Genomic DNA, 23,776 nt, shown 5'->3' on the forward strand with positions numbered 1-23,776 from the left:
TGGATATGTTGAGGCAGAAAATTGGTTTAATAATTATTGCATTTGCCATGCTCACTAAATCATATGCTCAAATGAACCTGGTTATTAATTCTAAATCTGATTACAAAATTATTTTACCCAAGCACGCCGGCATTTCAGAAAACAAGGCCGCAGAAATATTAAAATACTATCTTGAAAAAATCTCAAATGCAGCCCTTACTATTGAAACTGATGTTGAACAAGCCAGTAACCTGGAAATTTGCATTGGTAAAACCAATAGAACCAGTGTTAAAGAAGAATTTCTGACCGATGGCTTTGTGATCAAAACCATCGGTCAGAAATTATTTATTTATGGAAATTCCGAAAAGGCAACCCTGTACGGGATTTATCATTTCCTGGATCAATATTTAGGATGCAAAAAATACACTGCTGATTTCAGTTTTATTCCACAACAGAGCACAATAAAACTTCCTCCAATTAATGATTTGCAAAACCCGCAGTTTCATTTCAGGCAAGTTTATTATCCCGATCAATATAATGAAGAATATAGAAACTGGCATAAACTGCAATTATTAGAAGATGAATGGGGCCTTTGGGGACATACATTTGATAAATTAGTGCCAGCCAAAAAGTATTTCAAAGATCACCCGGAATATTACGCTCTGGTAAACGGCGAGAGAAAAGCCACGCAATTATGTTTAAGTAATCAAAATGTTTATCAAATTTTAGTTCAAAATTTAAAGGAAGAAATCCATAATCATCCTGAAAAGAAATACTGGTCAGTTTCTCAAAATGATGGCTTTGGTTATTGTACTTGTTCCAGTTGTGCAGCAGTTGATAAAAAATATGGCGGTCCGCAAGGTTCAATAATCAATTTCGTAAATAATGTAGCGGCAAATTTTCCTGATCAGCGCATTTCTACCCTGGCTTATCTTTACTCTAAACATCCACCTGTTGGAATAAAACCACGAAAAAATGTAAGTGTAATGCTTTCGACAATAGATTTGGATCGATCGAAACCAATTGAAACTAATCCTAAAACGAACGGTTTTAGGAATGATTTGGCGGGTTGGTCGGCTATAAGCAAAAACCTTATGATTTGGGATTATGTGGTACAATTTACAAATTATTTAAGCCCGTTTCCTAATCAGAATTCTTTAAAAGAAAATATTGAATTTTTTGCCAGGAATAAAGTTGCAGGGATTTTCATTCAAGGGAGCGAAGTTACAATAGGCGAATTCACAGCATTAAAATCCTATCTATTGGCTAAATTAAGCTGGAACCCAAATGTGAACATTGACATTGAAAAACAGAATTTCATGACTGCTTATTATGGAAAAGCAGCTCCTTTTATAGAAGAATATGAAAAAACAATGGAACAAGAGTTAGTAGCTTCAAAGCGAATTTTGGATATTTACGGCGATCCGTCAGCCGAGTGGAATACCTGGTTAAAACCTGAACAAATAGAAAAATATAGTGATATTTTAGACAAAGCGGAGCAAGCAGTTCACAACGAACCATTATCTTCTCATCATGTTTTAATTGAGCGGTTATCCTTAGAATATGCTGTTTTACAACAAGCACGCTTTTATGGTTTAGAAAAACATGGTGTTTTTGTTGTGGATGGTAAAAATTGGAAAATCCGTCCGGGCTTCGAGAAAAAAGTGGAACGATTTATAGCTGCCTTAAAAAATAACGGAATAAAACAACTTACGGAAGATGGTGTAACTTTTGATGATTATGCCTCAGAATGGAATAAAATTTTTAAGGACGGACCACTACTGCATTTGGCTACTGGTAAAACGGTAAAGGCAATAAGTGAACCAGATACCGAATATTTAAGTAAAGGTTTGAGAACACTGACTGATGGTTCAAGAGGTTACAATAATTTCCAATACAACTATTTAGGATGGTTAGGAAAAGACATGGAGGTAATTATCGACTTGGGAAGCATTCAGAATGTAAGAAAAGTAATTACTGGCTTTTTGAATGATCAAAGACATTGGGTTTTCTTACCTAATAAAATTTCTATCTATACCTCTACAGACCGTAAAACGTATCAACTCGCAGGAGAATCAATTCAACCTGAGCTAAGCGAAAACTACGATAAAGAAACGTGCAGATTAGCTGTAGATTTTAAAAAGATAACCAATACAAGGTACATCAAAGTTAAGGCAATTAATCTCCAAAAATTACCAGAATGGCGAGATTATCCTAATCGAAAACCCTGGATATTTGTTGATGAAATTGAAGTTTATTAAGGCTATGCAGATAAACTTAAAACTTTAGTTTCCAGATTATTGTACGCAACAAAACTATTATTTTTGAAAATTTGATTTAAATCTTCCATCGCAGAATCCAATATTGTCTTATTAAAATCTGAGTTTTCGATTTTAGCAAGATTCATTTTCAGAACATTAAAGTCTGCACTAGAAAAATTCATGCCATAGGTTCTTTTCTCTAAGCATTCTGTGATATGGTTAACAAGAAGAGAAAACTTATATCGATAATCAGATTTTAAACTTTCAAAGACAAAAAGATCTTTGCAAAGTTCAAGTTTACAAAGTGCCAGTTCCATTCTAATATAAAAGTAAGCGTGGGTTTCTAATGCAAGAGGATCAAAACAAATGGATTTTATAAAATTTATGTAAGCGTTCATTTAAATAAAAATCATTCAGGGGCAGCAATATTGTAAAGGTAAGAATTTTAATTCTGACGTGATTTATTTTACATGAAATGCCAGCTTTCTTTACACGAAATGGATTGTAAAATCGGCAAAGCAAACATTTGTATCAATAAATAATCGTTTTAACTTTACAATCAATTTCAAATTTTTATGGCCATTACCAATCAAATTTTAGATGAACACAATTCAAAAGTTGTGGTTCAGGATTTTATCGGCGCACTAAATGCAGAAGATTTTGAGCTTGCAAGAGCACAATTAACCGATGACATGACTTTTAAAGGTGTATTAGGTGAACGCCATGGCGCAGATGTTTACATCGATGATATGAAAAAGATGAAGTTCAAATATGATATCAAGAAAACTTTCGTAGATGGTAACGATGTTTGCCTTTGGTATAATATTAACATGGGCGAAAAGGAAATATTTTCATGTGGCTGGTATAAACTTGAAAATGAAAAGATCAGATCATTTCAGGTAATTTTCGATCCACGGCCAATATTATAGTTAGCAAACCTGCCTGATCTTTTTGATCACGATTTCCTGATTGTTCTCTAGCAGAAACAGAAACATCAAATACTCATCGGTTTCCTGAATGCTGATATTTTTTACGCTGCCTGATATTTGACCATTATCGATGTTATCTCCCTGCTTTACTTCAAGAAGACTTGAGGTTGGTGTTTTATCATCTACAAAAATCATTTCAATATTGGCAATGATAAGGTAAAACAGGTTTGTGTTTCACTGGAAGAAACCGCTAAGGAGCCACCGTGTGCTTTAGCAATTTCGGATGCAATGTATAAACCCAGGCCCAAACCTTTTTGATTAGGTTCCACCTCCCCTCTTGAGAATGGCTGAAAAAGTCGCTCCATTGCTGCTTCCGGAATTTTCTTGCCCGGATTGGCCACGCATAGTGTAAATTGTTCATCATCACTTTCAGCAGTGATTTCGATAGTTGACTCGGCAGGACTATAACTTAACGCATTGCCCAATAAATTAGAAAACAGTTGGGCTATTCGCTTACCATCGGCGTTTACCGGATGTGTAACATCAAAATTGAGTTTCATTTTTTTATCAGGAGAAATTGCATGTATTTCCTCAATAACCTGAAATAGTATCTTTTCTAAATCTTCATCGGGTGTAGCCGAAATCGTAATTCCACCACCCAATCGTCCACTTGCAAAATCAAGCATATTTTCAATCAAACCATTCATCCTAAACGACGAATCTTTAATGATGTTAACAAGTTTTTGCGTTCTGTCTTCATGATTAATTCGTGCTAAGAGCTGTGCACTATTTGCAATAGCATTTAGCGGGTTGCGTAAATCGTGACCGAGAATGGCAATAAATTGTTCACGTAGCTCAGAAGTTTCCCTTTCAACCTGCAGCCTTTCTTCCGAAATGGCTAATTGCTCTAAAGTATCTAAATGAAAAGCGATAAGGTCGGCAAACATCTTAAACATGCCGATTACCGTTGGATTGTTCAATTTAGCGGGCTTTGGGTCTATTGCGCAAAGTGTTCCAAAAAACGATCCGTTTTTAAGAATAATAGGTACCGAAATATAGCTTTGAAAGCCATACAATAAAGCAGTGTGATGGCTGGAAAAATGCAAATCTTCTGCCACATGATTAATCACTACCGGATTTTGGTGCTGCCTTATTTCATTGCAAATTGTGGTTTCCAATTTTAGTTCACCACCTGCTGTTAATCCGAAGTTAATCTCATCATTTACAGCACATGCCACCCATTTTTCAGCCGTAACTCTGGCAACAGCAGAAAAACCCATTCCTGTTGTTTTACAAATAATTTCTAAAATATTTGTAACTGCAGGAATTTGATTGATCGACTCAATATCTTTAAGAATGTTTTTGTTGTTTTTTTGCAAGGCTTAATGGATAATCTTGCACAATTTACAAAAATTTGGATTTAAAAGTGATTAGGCAATGTGTTCTAACATTTGTTTTACATTATACTGTCTCTTTTATTTACAAATTGCATGATAATCGTAAAAAAGTTAAACTAAAAAGGTTGTCCAAAAAGTCAGTCTGCCATTCCAATGAAAATAGAAATCTTCCTAATTGCAGTTGCAATTAATCCTAATTTAAGATTCTCAATTAAGTTATAATAACGGCGATTGGGTAAGACTTTTTGGACATCCTGTTTCGTTACGCTTTTAACAAGGCTGGTTTTTCATGGTAAGTTTTCCAAAGCAACTCACCAAATAAAGTATTAGACCATGCAAACCAGGCACGGGTAAAATTCGCAGGGTTATCTTTGTTGAATGATTCATGCATAAAACCTTTTCCGGCATGAGTTTTACGCAAGGTATCAATGCAATATTTAATTTCTGCATCATTTTTCGAGGTTAGTGCACGCATCGTAATACTCATTGGCCAAATCATATCCTGGCCAGCATGTGGCCCACCGATACCTTCGGCAGCAGTGCCTTTAAAAAAATATGGATTATCTTTAGAAAGCGCGAATTTTCTGGTGTTTTGATAAATTGGGTCTTCTACCTTCATAGCACCTAAATATGGTAAGCTTAACAGGCTTGGAACATTTGAATCATCCATTAAATAAGCGCTTCCAAAACCATCAACTTCAAATGCATAAATTTTTCCATATTTAGGATGATTTACAATGGCGTATTTTTGAAGTGCAAGGTTTACCTCATTTGCCAGGTTTAACAGATTACTTTCTAAAGTTTTATCAGGTTGTAGTGCTTTAATCATTTCGGCAGCTTGTTTTAAGCTGGAAACTGCAAAAAAGTTAGATGGCACCAGAAATGGGAAAATTGTGGCATCATCACTAGGGCGAAAAGCCGAGCAAATTAAACCAACGGGATTTACCGGGAAACCATATCCTGCCATCGGCAAAGAATCTGTTGGTTGAGTGGTTTCACGCTGGAAATGATAAGGTCCTTTATCATGCTTACGTTGTTGTTCTTTAAAGGTTTTTAAAGTTGCCTCGATTCCTTTTTTCCAATCTGCATCAAAAGGTATTTTATCTCCTGTTTTTTTCCAATAGTGATAAGCCAACCGAATAGGATAACATAAAGAGTCTATTTCCCATTTACGCTCGTGCACACCCGCCTGCATAGCAGTTTTATCCGTTTTCCACTCGCCAACTTTATTTGCATCACCATAAAACGCATTAGCGTAAGGATCTTTTAAAACACATTTAGTTTGATGGATAATAACACCTGCAATTAATTTTTTTAGCGGTTCATCCTCATTAACAAATTGCAGATATGGCCAAACCTGTGCAGAACTATCGCGTAACCACATGGCATCAATATCACCAGTAATAACATAAGTATCTGGTCTGCCATTTTTCTCTTCATAATAAACTGTTGTATCCAAAGTATTTGGAAAACAGTTTTCAAAAAGCCAGGCTAATTCTGGATTTTTAACATTCGATTGAAATGTTTTAATAGCAGCATCAACTGCTTTACTTTGAAAATGCCTTTTCCCTTGTGCTACTCTTACTACCGGAAATTCTGGAACTAACCCGGCAGCAAGTGAAAACTTTGATGCTAGAACACCCGCACCCAATAAGCCCGTGTTTTGTATAAATGCTCTTCTTTTCATTATTTATGTGTGATTATGATTTGGTTAAATGTAGTTGCGCCAACCGGGCATAAAATTCTAACATGCCCGCTTGCATGATTAATGATTTGTTTTTTCCCTTCCCGAGTAAATTATTTTCATCTCGTTCATTGTTCCAGATTCTTTCTGCATCTTTTATCAAAAAATTCAATCTGTTTAAGTCTTTTTCTATCTTATACAATTCCAGATAGCCACGCATAAAAACAACATTAAACCAGTAATGATCAGGCAATTTATCCTGCTGATAAAAATGCTTTTCTGCAGCCGTAGCTATTATCTTAGCTTCATTGAGATATTTATCATCATTTGTGATCTCATATAGCAATGCGTTTGCCTGTAACATTGTACCCGTATTATAGGTATAAGTAGCATAATCTATTTTTGACGAAGCAACTTTAATGGCATCGTAAAATATACCTTCAGAAGATCGGAGTGTTTTATTGGTCCAATCGTAAACCAAAAGTGCAGTATCTAAATATTTTTTCTCTTTGGTAATTTTGTATAACTGCAGTGATATTAAAATGTTTGGCCCGTTTGAACAGGTGTTTTTGGATGTTTTTTCATCTTCTTTCCAATAAAGGCCACCCCCCGTTTTTTCATCATACCCGGTTAACAACCAGCTATAAATTTCTTTCGACTTATCTAAATAAAATGCGTCTTTAGTTCGGTTATATGCATCTAAATAAGCAATGGCAATCCACTGATTATCATCGTAAAAACGAGAACTTTTATTAATGTACGATTGATAGGATGGCGAAGGCGGTTCATTTGTATAATATTGATTTATTGCTTTTACCACTGGTTTCATTGTGTTCTTGTAGCCCAACGTTTCTGTTTCATTGGTAGCCTGAATAAGTGCACATAATGGCCATAAATAGGAAAATGGCTTTTCGTGTTTGCCAATGGTTTCCAAATACAAGCCTTTATCTTCAACATAGAAAAACTTGTTGATGTTCTGTTGGATGATATTGATCCGGTTTAAATATTCCTTTTTACTGTTTTGCCCAAAAGAGTGCTGTGTAAAAGCGGTAACTGTTATCGCAAAAATGAAACAGCTGAAATTTCTAAAATAACTTCGCATTTAATAAAATTTTTGATCTTTTTTTAAAAGATCGTAATTATCAATATTAGTTCATTGGATCAAAAAGCAATAAGAATGTTCGAAATCTTATTACGATTATTTGGTCAGAGCCAAAACAAATATTATTATAATTTTTTTAACATCAAAATCAAAAACGTCAATTAAAGTATTTCTAAATCGTTTTTACAACTATATCCATCTATGGTATTAATAGAAAATATTGTTATTGATCTGGTATAGAATTTATATCTTTAATGATACCAAACCTGACACCATGACTATTGATCAATCACTATCATCAAAACGTATACTTTCAATTGATATCCTGCGTGGATTAGTAATGATTATAATGGCTCTTGATCATACCCGTGATTTTTTTCACATTGGCGCTATGACGAGCGATCCGCTAAATCCGGAAACAACAACAGGAGCTTTATTTTTTATCCGATGGATTACACATTTCTGTGCGCCGGTTTTTGTTTTTCTTTCGGGGCTGTCTGCTTACCTTTCTGCACAAAATAAAACTTCTGCCGCGGCAAGTTCGTTTCTGTTAAAACGTGGTTTATGGTTAATTGTGGTAGAAATACTGATCATAACACTCGGATTAACATTTAATCCGTTATACAATTTTATCATCTTACAGGTAATATGGGCAATAGGTTGCAGTATGATTTTTTTAGCCTTAGCCAGCAGAATCTCATATAAAACCGTTTTGATTGTAGGTTTATTGCTCGTATTCGGACATAATATTTTTAATTTATTGCCCGTTCCAAAAAACCCGGACATGGCTTTAATATTAAAGGTATTTTTTACAGCGTTCGGAACAATTGTGCCTTTGCCAAACAACCATTTTATTGGAATTTTTTATGCTATTTTACCATGGACAGGTGTAATGTTTGTTGGATACGGAATTGGTGCCTGGTATAAAAAGACATACGATGCAGCCAAGAGAAAACGAAACCTGTTGATTGTTGGATCATTATCAGTTTTCTTATTCTTACTTTTAAGATTCGTTAATATTTATGGCGATCCTGTGCCCAGAAAGGAATATGGCGACCTGTTCAAAAACCTGCTTGCCTTTTTTAATGTGAGTAAATATCCGCCATCTCTGCAATATATCTCAATGACATTGGGCCCTGCGATGTTATTTCTGGCTTTTACAGAAAAAATAAACAATTGGTTCACCAGAATTGCATCAGTTTATGGCGCTGTGCCTTTCTTTTACTATGTCATTCATTTTTATCTTTTACACACCATATTGGTAATAGCCTTTTTTACAACCGGATATACCAGTCAACAGATTGTTCAAATCCCGTTTCTATTCAGGCCAGCTGACTTTGGATTTGGTTTGCCCCTGGTTTATTTGATTTGGATTGCCGTAGTAGCCATTCTTTATTTGCCTTGTAAATGGTTCAAGAAATATAAGGAAACGCACGGCCAATGGTGGTTGAGTTATATTTAATATTGAGAATAAAGAAGTTCTCCGTTTTTCCTTAACTAATTACTATACATTTATCAATGTAGAGACCTCCTATTTTTTATAGGCCATCAATCCACTTCAAATTTCAGTTGTACGATTTTTTCGTACAACTGACTTCCTTCTTTTGTTAGCTTCTTTTTTAAGTCACTCCAATATCTCTTGGGAATACTACTGCCTGTAAGAATTTCTATTATATCAATAACAGAGAAGTACCATGTTTCCTCTTTGTCATCCCAATGTGTACGGACTTTTTTATCTTCAAACAATTTTATATTCTTCATTGCATGGTTTTCTATTGAACAGATAATATTACGAATTTACATAATAATCCAAGTTACGATTAATTGGGGAGTGACGGCTTTTGAATAACTAATATTTTTAATGGGCGTCGTAAATCACCACTTTATCAAAGAAAACCCTAAATTCTTCTAAGAAAGCTTTATGCAGTGGATGTACCTGATAAACATCATGAGCGGCCAGGTCTTCGAAAAATAAGATCAGGCTAAAGGTATATGTTGTATCTACAACAGCTCTTTCGATTGGAGCCGGGGTTCCGACATGAAAATTTTTAACAACTTCGATGTCTTCAAGGGTTTGTAAACTTTTACGAAAAGCAACTTTTTGATCTTCAGTAGTGTCGGCCTTAAGCCAGAATAAAACGTGGTGGGCTATCATTTTTTATATTTTTCCCAAATATAGTGAAACCCTTAAAGATCATTTATGGTTTAGCCAAAAACACTTTTTGCCTTGCTGATTGCCTTTTTTAAGTCGATTCCTTTTCCCAGTACTCCTTTAAAAAGATCACCCTCCACTTTTAACCGGTCAATGACATTGAGAATATTAAAATCTTTCATTTTTAAGCCTGGTTTAACTTCATCCCAATGGAGTGGTGTAGATACTGTAGCGCCTATTTTTGGGCGAAGAGAGTAAGGACCGGCAATGGTTGCCCCAGGCCTGTTCTGTAAAAAATCCAGATACATTTTCCCTTTTCTGGCTGAAACCATTCGTTCGAGCGAAGTGTACTCTGGAATTTGCTGATGAACCAGATTCACAATTATTTTAGCGAACATTTGGCTTTGATCATAGCTGTATTTGGCATTTAAAGGAATATAAATATGCATTCCCGTTGAGCCTGATGTTTTACAATAACCCGGAACATCAATCGCATCCAATACTTTTTTAGTTTCCAGTGCCGCTTCTACAACCTGATCGAAAGTATGCTGATCGGGGTCTAAATCAATCACACAATAATCCGGATTATCAGGACTTTGAATACGACTAAACCACGGATTCATTTCAATACAACCTAAGCTGGCCATCCATAGTAAAGATGCCTCATCAGTACCAACCAGATATTCTTTTGCTTCTCCATCTCCGGTTTCATAAGGAAAAGTTTTGGCCCAATCCGGTGCTTTACCTTTTACATCTTTTTGATAGAAACTATTGCCATGAATGCCACCAGGAAAACGGTTGAGCGACTGTGGTCTGTCTTTTAAATAAGGAAGAATATAATCAGCAACCTGATAATAGTAATTAAACATGTCCCTTTTGGTCACCTTATCTTCCGGCCAGTAAACCTTACTTAAATTGGTAAATTTAAGTTCATGGCCTTTTATTTTCCTTACCTGCGTTTCATCTTTTGGATTTAGCAAGGTTTTAGGTTCTTTTCCTTTTGGAGGTTTTATCGCTTGTGCGTGTTTATTTTCTTCTTCTTCCTGGCTATCAATTATTTTTTCTGTCGATGCTTCTTTTTCCCTTACTACATCTTTAGCTGCTTTATCTTCCCTCATCCCTTGAAAAGAAGGATGACGGAAAACGCCATCATCGGTTACTTCGGTAAAGGCTACTTCGCAAACCAATTCTGGCTTTAACCAGGTTGCTTTGGCCTTCGGCGGATTTGGCCTGAACCTCGATGGCTTATTTACATCAGGAATGGCCTTAAAAGGACTTTCATTAGTAATTAAAGGTTCAAATTGCTTTATCATATCCCTTTGTATCCGATCAGAAAATCCGGTACCCACTTTGCCTACATATTGTAATTTTCCTTTTTCGTAAACGCCTAGTAATAATGAACTGAAAGGTTTTGAAGTATCTTCATTTTTGGTATATCCGGCAATTACCACTTCCTGCCTTTTATGGATTTTAATCTTCAACCAGTCTTTCGATCTGCGGTCAGATACATAAGTACTGTTTATTTTTTTTGCAATGATTCCTTCCAGTCCCATTTTTTCTGCCGCAGCAAAAAAATCTACTCCGCTTGCTTTAAACACTTTACCCAGTCTGATCCGATCATCATCAGTGGGAAGAATCTCATTTAATACCGCTTGTCGTTGAACTAATGGAAGCTCCATTAAGTTTTTACCCTCATACCAAAGCAGGTCAAACACATAAAAAACAAGCTCGCCATCAGCTTCGCTTCGCCAATTCTGTAATGATCCAAAGTTGGAAATCCCTTTATCATTTAAAACTAAAATCTCACCATCCAAAACGGCATTTATTTTCCATTCCTGAAGTAAATCATAAATGGGATAAAACTTTTCATTGAAAGATTTATTGTTTCTTGAAAATAAATCAACGTTCTTTTTATTAATGAATGCCAAAGCTCTGTAACCATCCCATTTTACTTCATACTGCCAATTGTCGTCATCAAAAGGTTCATCTACAAGGGTTGCAAGCATTGGTTTAATACCTTTTGGCATTGTCGCTTTTGGCGCTTTTTTTAAAATTGATTTGGGCTCAAGATCAGCTTCTGCCCCTACCTCTTGCGTTTCCTTTTTTTTACCCTCCACGGGATTTTTTTTATCATCTTTTATTTTTTGTGCTTTTCCTTCTTTCCAAACTTTTTCTGAAGTTTTCTCCATGCCAGCAATTGTTTTTCCGGACAGGACTGATTTATCCAGTTTGGTAATATCTTTGGTGGAGGCATATTCATCGTTATGTTTGATTAATAACCAACCATTTTCGCCCATGCCATGGGTTTTTACCAAAGCGAATTCGCCATTTAACTTTTCTCCGTGTAGTTTTATTTTTAGCGAACCTTCCTTTAATTGATTCAACAGATGTTTTTCCTGGGCTTTTTTCCCTTTAATCTCCGCTATTGGTTCATACGTTCCTTCATCCCAAACAATTACTGTTCCGCCACCATATTCTCCCTTAGGGATAATACCCTCAAAATTTCTGTAATCGAAAGGATGATCTTCCACCATCATGGCCAAACGTTTATTTTTAGGATCAGTTGAAGGGCCTTTAGGTACGGCCCAACTCTTCAAAACGCCATCCATTTCCAGCCTGAAATCATAGTGTAAACGTGATGCATCGTGTTTTTGAATTACAAAAAGCAGTTCAGTTTTACTTTTACTTTTTCCAGCTTTAGGTTCTGAAGTTTTAGAAAAATCTCGTTTAGCAACATATTTTTGGAGACTCATAGTTTAATTGTTTACTTTTTTAAGAATTCTTCAACAGCATCTGCCGAGGTTCCGACTGTTTGTACTGCTGCCTTTAGCTTATCTTTACTAACACCAAATTTGTTAGACCAATAATCTACCTCATAACTTTCGTTGATGTTGATTCTACCCCGATCAGCACCACCTGTTTTCTGTTTATCATCCATGATTTTTTGATTAGATTATTTTAAAACAGTTAATAAATAGAAAAGGTTTTTAAAGGATTAACCCACACTTTCATCTGTATCGAAATCACGTCCATCAAGTGTTTTACCTTCTTTAGAATAATCGCCCCCTTCCAGGTCTTTATTTAATTCAGAATCTTCATGATCCATAATCTGATCTGCATCTTCATTTTGTGATCCACCAAAGCTAGTTCCATCTACATTCCTTCGCTGTTTTCTGCTATTTGTTCTTCTTTTTTTCGTTCACGAGGATTAATATCCTGATTTTCCATGGTATATTTCTTTAAATTAAAAATGGATAATAAAGTTATAATTCGTTAGCTCACAGAAAGTTTACATTATTTTAAAATTTATTTACTTTTCATAAAACCATATTTATTCAGATGGTGTTATTGCTAATAACCAATTTATAAACCGATGGAATATCAAAACATTTCGACAACAGCCAGAAAAGAGCTGATCGATATTGCTGATGAACAGGATCGCAATTACTGGGCAGCAAGATTAGGCGTAAGTAGTGAAAAATTAAAGTCAGCAGTGAAAGCTATCCAGAGCATGGAGTTCTCCAAGTTAAAAGCTTATTTGAGTATTGACAAAATTACATCTGCAAGCACATATCAACGTTTTGTTAACCAGTAGTGATTATTTTACCATGAATAATAAAATCAATGCAGGGTAAAACCAACAGAATGAATTAGATTGTATGATTACTGACTGTGCCTATTTAATAGATCTTCCGCCGAATGAAACCGTTTTTTTCAAACAAATTGTTGGGTATGCATTAAACACCCAAAAGCAAAAATTAAGATATTAACGATGCCTTATCCTAAAATGGTTTATCAAATTTACTTTAATAGTAGTGTGAACTGCTTCGGATGAAATGTAGTGGAGTTGACAAATTTTGAATAAATGTTTGTATTAGACCTTCCGCTACATTTTATTTTAAAATGAATAAAATAAGACTTTAAAGCGCCATTATTATTCTGATTTCAGTACCAGAACAGATCTGCCGCTTACCTTTAAATTTTCAGCAGCTGCATACAGCTCCAATTCATTTTTAGAAATCTCTCCGCTGGCAGTATCTAAAATCTTTCTCCATTTATTACCATAATCTGCTTTAGGGAGTTTATAATTCAACTCCTCATAGTGTGCATTAAAAATAATGAAGAAGTGGTTGTCCAAAATATCCTCACCCATTGGTCCTTTGCTTTGAATGCCTTCGCCATGAAAATAAATGCCAATTGAGCGGGCAAAATCTTTTTCCCAATTATGGCGCTTCATTGGGTTGCCATCTGGCGTAAACCAGGCGATGTCCTTAATCCCATCTTCGCCAACTTCCTGGCCATTAAACCATTTCCTTCTCCTTAAACTAGGATGGTTCAATCGCAACTGAATCAGTTCTCTTGTAAAATTCAGCAAAGATTGATCTGCAGATTCCCAATTTAACCACGAAAGTTCGTTATCCTGGCAATAGGTGTTATTGTTTCCAAACTGCGTTTTACCAATTTCATCACCTGAAACCAACATTGGTATTCCTTGTGATAAAAATAAAGTGGCCAAAAAATTGCGTTTTTGCTGCATACGCAGATTATTAATTTCCTGATCATCAGTTTCTCCTTCAACTCCGCAATTCCATGATTTGTTATGGTCTTCGCCATCTGTATTGTCATCAAGGTTAGCTTCATTATGCTTATGGTTGTAGGAAACCAGATCATGAAGCGTGAAACCATCATGTGCGGTAATAAAGTTAATGCTGGCCGTTGGTCTGCGGTAATCTTCCTCATACAAATCAGGACTGCCTAAAAATCGCTGCGCAAATTCGCCCAGCATATTTGGATTGCCACGCCAGTAATCACGCATCACATCGCGATACATCCCATTCCATTCTGCCCAATCCGGAGGAAATTTACCAACCTGATACCCCCCTTCACCCACATCCCAGGGTTCGGCGATTAATTTTACTTGTGAAATAACCGGATCTTGATGAATAATATCAAAAAAGGCACTTAACCGGTTAACTTCATGTAATTCTCTTGCCAGGGTAGAAGCAAGATCGAAACGAAATCCATCAACATGCATTTCTAAAATCCAGTAACGCAAACTGTCCATCATAAACCGTAATACATTTGGCAACATCGAATTTAAGGTATTTCCTGTTCCGGTATAATCAGTATAATAACGCTTGTTTTGTTCTAAACGGTAATAAGAACAATTATCAATGCCTTTGAATGATAATGTTGGACCAAGCTCGTTTCCTTCACCAGTATGATTATAAACTACATCCAGAATCACTTCTATGCCAGCCTGATGCAAAGCTTTAACCATATCTTTAAATTCTTTAACCTGTTCTCCGCGGATATCTGATGATGCATAGCGGGAATCGGGTGCAAAAAAGCCGATTGTGTTGTAACCCCAGTAATTGTTCAGTCCTTTTTCTTCTAAATGATGATCGGATATGAATTGATGAACAGGCATAAGCTCAACTGCCGTAACACCTAGGTTTTTTAAATAATCTATTGCAACGGGATGTGCCAATCCGGCATAAGTACCTCTTAAATGTTCGGGTATATCCGGATGGGTTTTGGTAAATCCCTTAACATGCAATTCATAAATAACCGTTTGATGATAATCTGTTTTAGGATGCTGATCATCTTCCCAATCGTAAGTCGGATCTATCACAACTGATTTTGGAACGAAGGCTGCATTATCGGTTTCACTGAAACTTAAATCCAATTCTTCAGCACCCAATTGGTAACCAAATAAAGATTCATCCCATTTAATATTGCCAGCTATTGCCTTAGCATAGGGATCTAGCAAGACCTTATTTCCATTAAATCTATGTCCTAAACAAGGTTTATAAGGACCATAAACACGGTAGCCATATAATTGTCCTGGGTTGATATCCGGAATATAGGCATGCCAGATTTGGTGCGACCGTTCCTGAATGCTAATTCTTACTGTTTCATTTTCTGCATGTTCATGATCAAAAAAACATAAATCAACAGCTGTAGCGTTTTCTGCATATAGCGCAAAGTTTACTCCCTTACCATTCCAAGTTGCACCTAATGGATAAGCATCTCCAGGAAATTGTAAATATTCAGGCATTCTTTAAAAATTTAGAATGTTAGTTCAACGTATTTCGGTATCGCAGTTATAATTCATTTTGAAGTAGAAATGTTTTAAAAATCTAAAATGAAATTTGAAAGCATGGATTTTTTTACAGGAAAATATCCCGCAGATTCAAGATGATTTACACAGACTTTATTTTTATTTTTTTCTGCATTGCGAAACCACACGCCCAACGCATTAAGATTCACTCAAGGAAGGAATGAAGATGTGGTTAAAGGTGTAGCAACATGAGATAAGATTTCCCACCTTGAATTTATGTTACTTTATAAAATTCTGATAGAGGCTATTGATGGCGGCCCTGCTAAAATCAGGAAAATCATCTGTATAAGTAGCGTTTATTCCGTTGGTAATGATAACAATTCCAAATTTTTCCTTCGGATTGAAAAACATGGTACTATAAAGTCCGTAAGCCGAACCAGTATGTCCTTTCAGTTTAACACCAGGTATTAAATTATCTGCACTCCTGATCGCAAAGCCATAACCTTCATCATTGGTGACTGCGGTTTGCATCAGCTTTGCACTCTTTTTTGAAATAATTTTCACACCATTTGATTTTCCGTAATTCATGTGCATAATCATGTATCTGGCTAAATCTGTTGCCGAAATTTTCATCCCACCTGTAGGCGAAAAAATCGGGGTACTATAACCCATTACATAATGCTGAATTTCAGTTCTACGAGGTGCATAAGCTGTTGGCGATGGTGTAAATTTCCTGTCGTTGGGATTGTATTCGTAAAGCTTAACAAATCGGGTACTATCTAAAGAATCAATACAATAGCCTCCGTAAAGTCCTAAAGGTTTTAGCACATGATTTTTAACGTAATCGTCAAACCGCTCGCCGGATTTTTTTTCTATGATGGTACCTATTAAGTTGAAATTAAGGTTACAATAATCAAATTTGGTTCCTGGTAAATAATCATTATAACACTTTGCCCAATTTGGATTTTTATCGGGATTGATGAGATCGAGATTCAAATATCCCTGCGAATCATTTAAACTTGAAGTGTGAGAAAGTGCCATTCTCAATGTAATTTTTTGATCCGGATATTTTGGATTTCTAATTTTAAAACCAACCAGGTCGCCAAAATCATTATCCAATGATAGTTTGCCAGCTTCTACCAATTGCATAATTGAGGTGGCAGAAAAAGATTTGGATATTGATGCAATCCTAAAAATATCCTGGTCGGTAAGAGGAATATTACGTTCCAGATCTTTCAAGCCGAACGAATGCGTGTAAATGATCTTTCCTTTTTTAACCACTGCAACAGAAGCACCAACGGCATTGAATTTTTGCATAACAGCACCGAAATCAGTTTCTGCTTTTTCAAACTGTGCCCGAACGGTTAAACAAAAGAATAAAAATGGCATCAATGTCAACAGGCATTTAGAACGGTAAAGTTTCATAATAGGTGGTTAGGATTTAAGTATAGCGTTTAATGGTTTCTTGTTGAATTGAAAAATTTACTTGGCATCATTTACTTCTAACCAATGTCCGTCTGGATCTTTGAAATAGATTTGTTTTACTCCATCTACACGAATGTTAATTGCGCCTGATTTCCCAGCCCAATCTTCGAAATTAATATTTTTGCTTTGTAATTTTTTGATAAAATCATCAATTGATGGTACGCTAAAGCATAAATGGTCATTTCTATCAAAAATCTGATTGTTTTTTGCTCCTTCTATTAAATGAAGGGCACCTGCGCTCCCTAAAGAAAACCAGGTATGTTTTCCATCTTTAAAAGGTTCGGGGATAATGTTCAAGCTGAAAACGCTTTCGTAAAAAGTGGTTGATTTACCTAAATCATTTACATAAACGGCGATATGATTTAATACGGCTGGTTTTTGTGCCATGGATTTTTGAAAGATAAGTATTGATAATAGAAATGTAAATAAAGCTATTTTTTTCATACTCAAATATCAGATTTATTTCCTTCAATTGGTAATTACGGCGGCATTAACATTATAGCATGAGGAAAAGAAAAAGCAATCTTCTTTTATGCCATAACCTGAACGCTTGGACCATCATTCAGCGCTGGTTTTTGCCATATAGAAATATAGAGCACATAGCTGTGGTGTTCTTAAATGTCTCAGGTGGTTTTACTCCTGAATTGTCATTATGACGAAGAAAGAAAAAGTAATCTTAATTGTTAATTATTGAAACACGAGCAGCAAAAACCTGTATTTTACTAACTATTAAGTATATGCAATAACTTTCTTATTTAATAATTTTAGTAAAAACTAACAACATGGGAGTATTCGCTGCAAATAACGAGAAGCTTTTTAACCAGGCAGAATGGGAAAGTAAAATTGCACCTGAAAATCATAATAAAAGCATTTTTGAGAATGCCGCTAAAAATATAACTGATCCAACTCAGTTTATTTTGCTGCAACTATCTGATGGGGATAAACGTGTTTTAAATACCAGTGAAGTTATACCTGGTTTAGTTGGAACAGCTGAACGGCCCGATATTAATATGCTTCTTGATTTTGAAGGTTTTAAAATTGGCAGCAATGAGGATATTGATCGTGATACCAAGGCCACACTGCAATTGCAGATTGGGCAGGAACAAAAAATTGGTGCATTGGAGAAGCTTTTTTATTGTATAAACGGTGGTTTAGATTTATATAACGAAATTAAAAGTGCAAAATCTCAATCTAAAGATTTTAAGAAAAGTACAGAACAGGCCCTTGGTAACAAACCCATTTCTTTACCAGGTGGGGTTGGACAAATCTCACTAAAGGTTGTAAAACATGAAAAACCATCCTGGTGGAATCAGGTTTTTTCATTTGCCAAAACCGATGCTGCAAAAGAACTTTTTTCTCTCATCGGTTTTCCTGGAATTACAGAAACTGCGGTCAATTGTATCAGTGGGATGTTAGATAACCTTTTCGATAAAAACCCGGAGGTACTTTTTCAAAGTCAGCCTGTAAAACTGGGTTTTACCCAAACGGCCAGAGATGAGTTAAGTGGTGGACTTTCTACAAATTTTGTAAGTTGCCTGAATCCTGGTTTTTGGTTAATGGTTAGAAAATCAGATTACAATACAATCATTAATGCCAAGCCCATTTATTATGGGGGCTATGGAATATTAGCACCCGATGGAATGAACGAAATAGATGCAGTAAGAGATGCGGCCAACAATCCATTTTCGCAAATAACCTATGCAGTTATCAGAGCCAGGATGAAAGAGGTTGATTTAAAACAAGGCTTGTTTTAGGGGTGTTGGTGTTGCATTAATTGAATCTGTTTAAATTGGCTTAATTGGGTTGGCATCTAAAAACCGGGAGAATTCTCTTTTAATGGATTCTATCCAGATCCCTTCATTTGCTTCATATTCGCCTGGTTTATTGTTTAAGCAACGCATTTCGGCACTGCCTGCATGGTGTAAACCTATCAAATCCCATTGCTGGTTAAATACAGGACTTCCGGAGCTCCCACCCTCTGTTGGCGTACGGTAGTGTATTTTAGGATCTTCATGATCAAGCAGTACGTTATCTTGAAAAGACAATTGCAACGTGCCGCCAAAAGGATGACCAATGATATATATTCTTTGAGATGGGCTTTCCTCATCTATAACCGGCAGGTATTTTGAAACCGGATAAATCTCCACTTTCTCTGTTAGCTGTAACAATCGCTCGTGTTCATCGGCACTAAATCTTAAAATACTCACATCCAATGCTGTACTTGGAGAAGACCATATAATTTCTGAAGGCTTAAATTCTTCATCACGACTTAATGCTTCGAAAATAATTGTTACTTCTTCCGGACGAAGTGATTTTTCTGCAGGATCATTGCTTACAACATGCGCATTGGTAATCAATACCAGTTCATTTCCTAAAGATTCATGTAATGCTTTTCCTTTCAATAAAAAACCAGTTCCAAACCCCTTTGAACTGTCTCGTCCTAATCTGGCCACCGCCAGGCACCTATCAGAACCTTTGGCATACCATTTATAGGTTTTAAAAGAGTCTTCGCCAAAAACCTTTTCCAGGGTTATACCAAGAGTATCACTTTTCGTATCTTTTTTAATCGACTCATATTTTTGCAGAATATTTTCTGAAGCATCTTTTTGATCTTTTAAGTTTTGGGCGTCAATAATCATGCTTCCACCCTCTTTTTCTAATAATTTGGAGCGTAATAGTGGGAGTAAAAGTAAGCCAGATTCAGATTCAATGGTTAATTGCCAAACTTCTTCAAGCTGCCTTAATGTGCTTGCTAACTGAAATGAAGTAACGTAAGGCATCCGCACATAACCACTCATCCATTCCAGCGCGTCACTGGCTTTTCCTAAAGCGATGCAAGCTTCAGCGGCAGTAGAAAAATCCCAGGCTGATGCTTGCTGATCGTAAACGAGTGTTTCAATTCTATCCAAAATTGTTTGGGCAATCACATCTTCATCCGGAAACTGATCAAAATCAATTCCATCTGCCTTAGCACGTTTTAGCAATGTAACAACATTAATTCCATGCCAGGTGTTAGCATCAGGATCTATCAGGTACCCTCCATAATAGTATTGGATGGCTGTTTTTAAAAAATTCTGATTTTGCAATTTATTTGGATTGTCCGCATCTACATAAACCTGCTTATAAGCCCGCCCCAAAAGACCTTTACATTCCAGGTTAATCTTTTTATTGCCTAGAACTGTTTCATCACGGGTTTCCAGCTCTAAATCTTTCAAGATACTAATGGCTGCGATTAAATTATCCTGATCAATCAGTGCCTGGGCATATTGCGATATAATTTTGCTTGATGATCGCTCTGTTTGAATCAATGCATTGCCAACATGTTGCAACAACGGGAACAATCTGTTATCTCTTAAGTCCTGAATAATTTTTTCTAAGTCGGCGATTTCAAAAATATCATCGGTTTTATATAAAACCCTAACAAATTCATTGCAAATTCTTTCTACACTTTTGATGTCGTAAGTTTTTAGTGCTTTTTTAATGTTACTATAATATTCTGCGGCGTTCATATTGATAGAAATTATAATTTTAACATGCCTTTTAAAGCAGCCCTTAATTTTGGTCCGCTTAAATAATTAGTGATATTGTGTCGCCAGGAACCCCAGTTTTGTTCATTGATTACTTCAATAACTTCTTCCCCACTTAATTTATAATCATTGGCAATATTCCCGTCAAACCCGGCAACAGGATCAAATGAGTCATAAACGTTTATCCATGGTCCTTTTATTTTTTCTGCAAATCCGTTTTCCCTATTCCATTCCGGTGCAAACTTATCCTGTACTTCATCAATTCCAAGCGGACTACCAATCGTCATTAATCCATCGATAGCAGGACATTCGGCTACTCTTTTTAAGCAGTCGTAAATAATCACGGTGCCCATGCTATGACTGATTACAATATGCAGATCCGTTTTTACTTCATTTAGCTTATTTAAAACCCGACTGCGAATTTCATCCTGAACGATAAAACTTACGCCTGCTCTCGGGCTAAAAGTTTTGTTAAACAAATAATGATGTACATCTTTTAACAACCATTTCATTAGTCTGCGTTTAACAAACCAGGGAAGTGGGATTCGCTCCAATGTTCTGGCCATTTCTTTTTCATCTGGAACTGCATCATCATTCATTAAAACATCAAAAGATAATTTTGAAGCCAATGAATCGACCATTTTACGTTCGTCTCCACTCAAATGTTCTCTCCACGCCATGTCGGGATCTGCAGAAGATTCAGAAATAATGGCTTCATTACTTTCATAGTTACTCACACTTTCAAAAATGGCATCTTCCATTGGCTTATCGTACAGTACATCAGCCCAATAAATCATAGAAGTTGTGATTCCAAGTGCTCCTAAATCAATGGCATCATCGTTATTGAGTGGATCTTGAGCCAAGGCATCAAGCCAGATTTTTTTAAGTTTCTTTTCTTCCGGCTTATTGGCTATTCCATGAATGAAGGTTACATGTGGCATATTAATTTTTGATTATAGCTAACCTATTCATACCACTTATTAATGGTTTTAGTATAACAAACTTAAAATGGGTGTAACTCTTTGGCCTTTAATACCAAAGGCAATATTAGAAGAATTTTCATCTTCTATCAGGAATGTATGAATGGTTATTCAATAATAATGAAAGCAATTTTAGCATAAAATACTTAATATTAAGTATTTAAGAAATTGTAAACCAAAAATATAAATGGTTACAGAAATAATCAACCATGACAGGTATTATTTCGAAGTATTTTTACTCTGTAGAATCTATTCGGGTTCCTGTTCTAAAATCATAACCAAACTCATCTGGGTAGACTTTACCATCATCTTTAGGATCGTTTCCATATTTATTTCTACCCACATTACCGCTGCTAAACAACATTATCAAGAAATAAAATGGAAAGAATTGCCACCAACCTGATGCGCCTATATCATGACATCGTTTAGCGCCTTGTGCGTACATCACATATATAAATGGTAAAATGAAAATAATCATCCACTCCATCCCTTCGTCTTTTGCTAAATAAGCAACGCCAAAATACAAAAAAATATAAATTATAATGCTTAATCCGTACTCTAAGCGACGAATTCTGCCTTCAAACGAAAATGGATCTTTAAACACGAGCGTTAACTTTTTAATCAGTAATCAGATAATTGAATGATGCAAATTAAAAAAATCATTAAAATTTTTATTCGTGTGTGTAAAAAATCAGCCGCTAAACTAGCAATATTTATCTATAAAAAGCTTTTTACTAACCAATTGAAGGTAATTATAATTTGCTGAAATTTGATGTCTCTTTCTGATTCTATATAAAAAATGACCACCAAAATCTATAAAAATCGGACAAGATGCTTTAAGCCAAACCTGATGGGCATTTCTCCAGCTAAAGGAATAAAATTCAGTTGAGAAAGAGATATGCTTTAATTCCTGATGATAGAAATTCAGGATCTCAGGATTTATTTTTTCTGATAATGCATCCATTTTCCTGATCATAGAAAGGTGTTCGGTATTGCAGAATTCAAACTCGTTGAGCAAAACATCATTTGGATTTGGAATTGATTTTAAAATTTTAAAGCCTTTAAATTTTAATCCATTCACTACCCAGATTAATTTACTGTAAAATTGTTCTCTTGATTGAAGTTCATTAAAAGGTATTGGGGAATTTTGAAGTTCGATGGTAACTCCTGCCTGTGTATGTATATCTGCACGATGAAACTGGCAAAGTTGATCATCATAGAAATTAACCTCGCGAAAGTGTTCAGGAAACTTTTCTTTCCATTCCCGATGCCAAATCGTTTCACTCTCCCACCAGGAATCACAATTGGCTAAAAAAGCATGTGCCCAATGATGAATTTTTATTGAACCGCACTTTGCAAATACTTTTTGCCCGCAACCTATGCAAATGGCACTTTTACCTTTTATGGCATGAATCCGTTCTCCATTTAATAATGCATATTGCATATTAAACTGTTACTGTTCGCTACCCTTAAAAATATTCATTACTGAGGTTTTCCATTGGATATAGCCCAAATCGCCACATGTACGGGCAACAAACTCTTCAACTTCTTCTGCAACATCATTAACTATGCGCCAACGGATTTTATATTTTGGATTATAACTAATATAAACAACCACATCATCAGTACGTTGCCCTACAGATTCCAAACCCTGTAAGTGTATATCTCTCAAATCCTCGGCGGCTACTTTCAATCTTTCATTCATGATTTTACCTAAAGAAAGATCTGGTTTAAAATCTGTTTCTAATATTGCTAAAACTGTAACAGTCATATCACTCCTATTCAATGAAAGCACAAAAACGGCTTTCCTGCTAAATTAACTTATGTTCGCTTAGGCGAATAAAGCAAATTTATACTAAAATAATTAGCAAACAAAAATGTAGCATGTTATTTTTTTTAGTTAATTCAGTTTCAAACCAAACATACTGATAACCAGATCAATAAAATAAACCGGAATTAAAAAAAGAAAAAGAAAAAATTTTGAAAAAAAAGAGAGATTAATTGAATATTAATCTCTCCGTTTGTTAATCTAAATCGTCCCGTTGATTTAATTCTAACTACACAAATAAAGCACGTATTTAAAACTAAAACAATACCTATAAGTTGGTAATTTTTTGTTGTATGTGCTAGTATGATAATTAAGAATGCAAACAGGGTATATTTACGGTAATCGTAAAACAGAATTTTAAATAAATATCACACACATGTCATTACAG

Annotated in this window: 22 protein-coding genes; 5 read left to right on the plus strand and 17 right to left on the minus strand. The window is 35.5% G+C overall.

What is annotated here, in order from left to right; genetic code table 11:
- Nucleotides 1-5: 5 nt before the first annotated feature.
- On the plus strand, nucleotides 6-2,240 hold the full coding sequence (locus DU508_RS02735) for a DUF4838 domain-containing protein (RefSeq protein WP_158542118.1): 2,235 nt from the start codon (nucleotides 6-8) through the stop codon (nucleotides 2,238-2,240).
- A gap of 2 nt (nucleotides 2,241-2,242) precedes the next feature.
- Here the strand turns inward: DU508_RS02735 and DU508_RS02740 are convergent, their stop codons facing one another.
- Nucleotides 2,243-2,638 (minus strand): hypothetical protein, encoded by a 396-nt coding sequence (locus tag DU508_RS02740; RefSeq protein WP_115401308.1) that lies wholly within the window; start codon nucleotides 2,636-2,638, stop codon nucleotides 2,243-2,245.
- Between the two features lie 177 nt (nucleotides 2,639-2,815).
- Between DU508_RS02740 and DU508_RS02745 the strand changes: the two genes are divergently transcribed.
- Nucleotides 2,816-3,169 carry a nuclear transport factor 2 family protein gene (locus DU508_RS02745; RefSeq protein ID WP_115401309.1) on the plus strand — a complete coding sequence of 118 codons (354 nt, stop codon included), beginning with the start codon at nucleotides 2,816-2,818 and terminating at the stop codon, nucleotides 3,167-3,169.
- On the opposite strand, the gene DU508_RS02750 is transcribed toward DU508_RS02745, so the two are convergent.
- The 4 genes from DU508_RS02750 to DU508_RS02765 all read right to left on the minus strand — a co-directional run bounded on the left by DU508_RS02750 (nucleotide 3,170) and on the right by DU508_RS02765 (nucleotide 7,352).
- A complete protein-coding gene (locus tag DU508_RS02750; protein ID WP_115401310.1) occupies nucleotides 3,170-3,364 on the minus strand; it encodes a hypothetical protein in 195 nt (64 codons plus the stop codon).
- Nucleotides 3,361-4,548: a GAF domain-containing sensor histidine kinase gene (locus tag DU508_RS02755; RefSeq protein WP_115401311.1), complete on the minus strand. Its 1,188-nt coding sequence runs from the start codon at nucleotides 4,546-4,548 to the stop codon at nucleotides 3,361-3,363. The genes DU508_RS02750 and DU508_RS02755 overlap by 4 nt, the downstream gene beginning before the upstream one ends.
- A gap of 280 nt (nucleotides 4,549-4,828) precedes the next feature.
- The gene (locus DU508_RS02760; RefSeq protein ID WP_115401312.1) at nucleotides 4,829-6,253 is read right to left on the minus strand and encodes a glycoside hydrolase family 125 protein; all 1,425 of its coding nucleotides are present in this window, start codon (nucleotides 6,251-6,253) and stop codon (nucleotides 4,829-4,831) included.
- Between the two features lie 13 nt (nucleotides 6,254-6,266).
- Nucleotides 6,267-7,352: a glycoside hydrolase family 76 protein gene (locus tag DU508_RS02765; RefSeq protein ID WP_115401313.1), complete on the minus strand. Its 1,086-nt coding sequence runs from the start codon at nucleotides 7,350-7,352 to the stop codon at nucleotides 6,267-6,269.
- A 274-nt stretch (nucleotides 7,353-7,626) separates the two neighbouring features.
- Between DU508_RS02765 and DU508_RS02770 the strand changes: the two genes are divergently transcribed.
- Nucleotides 7,627-8,814, plus strand: coding sequence for a DUF1624 domain-containing protein (locus DU508_RS02770; RefSeq protein WP_115401799.1), 1,188 nt, complete (start codon nucleotides 7,627-7,629; stop codon nucleotides 8,812-8,814).
- Nucleotides 8,815-8,900: 86 nt separating this feature from the next.
- Here DU508_RS02770 and DU508_RS02775 read toward each other — a convergent pair whose 3' ends face one another.
- From DU508_RS02775 to DU508_RS02790, 4 genes are all read right to left on the minus strand, one after another.
- Complete coding sequence (locus DU508_RS02775) at nucleotides 8,901-9,113, minus strand: hypothetical protein (protein WP_115401314.1); 213 nt, start codon at nucleotides 9,111-9,113, stop codon at nucleotides 8,901-8,903.
- Between the two features lie 97 nt (nucleotides 9,114-9,210).
- Nucleotides 9,211-9,507 (minus strand): Dabb family protein, encoded by a 297-nt coding sequence (locus tag DU508_RS02780; protein WP_115401315.1) that lies wholly within the window; start codon nucleotides 9,505-9,507, stop codon nucleotides 9,211-9,213.
- Between the two features lie 50 nt (nucleotides 9,508-9,557).
- On the minus strand, nucleotides 9,558-12,257 hold the full coding sequence (gene ligD / locus DU508_RS02785; RefSeq protein ID WP_115401316.1) for a DNA ligase D: 2,700 nt from the start codon (nucleotides 12,255-12,257) through the stop codon (nucleotides 9,558-9,560).
- Nucleotides 12,258-12,268: 11 nt separating this feature from the next.
- Entirely contained in the window at nucleotides 12,269-12,442 is a 174-nt protein-coding gene (locus DU508_RS02790) for a DUF3606 domain-containing protein (RefSeq protein WP_199562631.1), read from the minus strand.
- A 435-nt stretch (nucleotides 12,443-12,877) separates the two neighbouring features.
- Here DU508_RS02790 and DU508_RS02795 point away from each other — a divergent pair, with 435 nt between their 5' ends.
- Entirely contained in the window at nucleotides 12,878-13,099 is a 222-nt protein-coding gene (locus tag DU508_RS02795; RefSeq protein WP_115401318.1) for a DUF3606 domain-containing protein, read from the plus strand.
- A 339-nt stretch (nucleotides 13,100-13,438) separates the two neighbouring features.
- Here DU508_RS02795 and glgX read toward each other — a convergent pair whose 3' ends face one another.
- From glgX to DU508_RS02810, 3 genes are all read right to left on the minus strand, one after another.
- On the minus strand, nucleotides 13,439-15,565 hold the full coding sequence (gene glgX / locus DU508_RS02800) for a glycogen debranching protein GlgX (RefSeq protein WP_115401319.1): 2,127 nt from the start codon (nucleotides 15,563-15,565) through the stop codon (nucleotides 13,439-13,441).
- A gap of 282 nt (nucleotides 15,566-15,847) precedes the next feature.
- Nucleotides 15,848-16,993, minus strand: a complete 1,146-nt coding sequence (locus DU508_RS02805) for a serine hydrolase domain-containing protein (protein WP_233509383.1) — start codon at nucleotides 16,991-16,993, stop codon at nucleotides 15,848-15,850.
- Nucleotides 16,994-17,050: 57 nt separating this feature from the next.
- The gene (locus tag DU508_RS02810; RefSeq protein WP_115401321.1) at nucleotides 17,051-17,440 is read right to left on the minus strand and encodes a VOC family protein; all 390 of its coding nucleotides are present in this window, start codon (nucleotides 17,438-17,440) and stop codon (nucleotides 17,051-17,053) included.
- A gap of 395 nt (nucleotides 17,441-17,835) precedes the next feature.
- Here DU508_RS02810 and DU508_RS02815 point away from each other — a divergent pair, with 395 nt between their 5' ends.
- A complete protein-coding gene (locus DU508_RS02815) occupies nucleotides 17,836-18,807 on the plus strand; it encodes a hypothetical protein (RefSeq protein ID WP_115401322.1) in 972 nt (323 codons plus the stop codon).
- A gap of 30 nt (nucleotides 18,808-18,837) precedes the next feature.
- Here DU508_RS02815 and DU508_RS02820 read toward each other — a convergent pair whose 3' ends face one another.
- The 5 genes from DU508_RS02820 to DU508_RS02840 all read right to left on the minus strand — a co-directional run bounded on the left by DU508_RS02820 (nucleotide 18,838) and on the right by DU508_RS02840 (nucleotide 23,331).
- Nucleotides 18,838-20,562: a TRAFs-binding domain-containing protein gene (locus tag DU508_RS02820; protein ID WP_115401323.1), complete on the minus strand. Its 1,725-nt coding sequence runs from the start codon at nucleotides 20,560-20,562 to the stop codon at nucleotides 18,838-18,840.
- 11 nt (nucleotides 20,563-20,573) lie between these two features.
- Nucleotides 20,574-21,521, minus strand: coding sequence for a hypothetical protein (locus DU508_RS02825; RefSeq protein WP_115401324.1), 948 nt, complete (start codon nucleotides 21,519-21,521; stop codon nucleotides 20,574-20,576).
- Between the two features lie 274 nt (nucleotides 21,522-21,795).
- A complete protein-coding gene (locus DU508_RS02830) occupies nucleotides 21,796-22,164 on the minus strand; it encodes a DUF805 domain-containing protein (protein WP_115401325.1) in 369 nt (122 codons plus the stop codon).
- A gap of 99 nt (nucleotides 22,165-22,263) precedes the next feature.
- The gene (locus tag DU508_RS02835; protein WP_115401326.1) at nucleotides 22,264-23,004 is read right to left on the minus strand and encodes a competence protein CoiA; all 741 of its coding nucleotides are present in this window, start codon (nucleotides 23,002-23,004) and stop codon (nucleotides 22,264-22,266) included.
- 9 nt (nucleotides 23,005-23,013) lie between these two features.
- Nucleotides 23,014-23,331, minus strand: a complete 318-nt coding sequence (locus tag DU508_RS02840) for a hypothetical protein (RefSeq protein WP_115401327.1) — start codon at nucleotides 23,329-23,331, stop codon at nucleotides 23,014-23,016.
- Between the last annotated feature and the right edge of the window lie 445 nt (nucleotides 23,332-23,776).

The organism is Pedobacter chinensis (assembly GCF_003339865.1).
Taxonomy (GTDB): Bacteria; Bacteroidota; Bacteroidia; order Sphingobacteriales; family Sphingobacteriaceae; genus Pedobacter; species Pedobacter chinensis.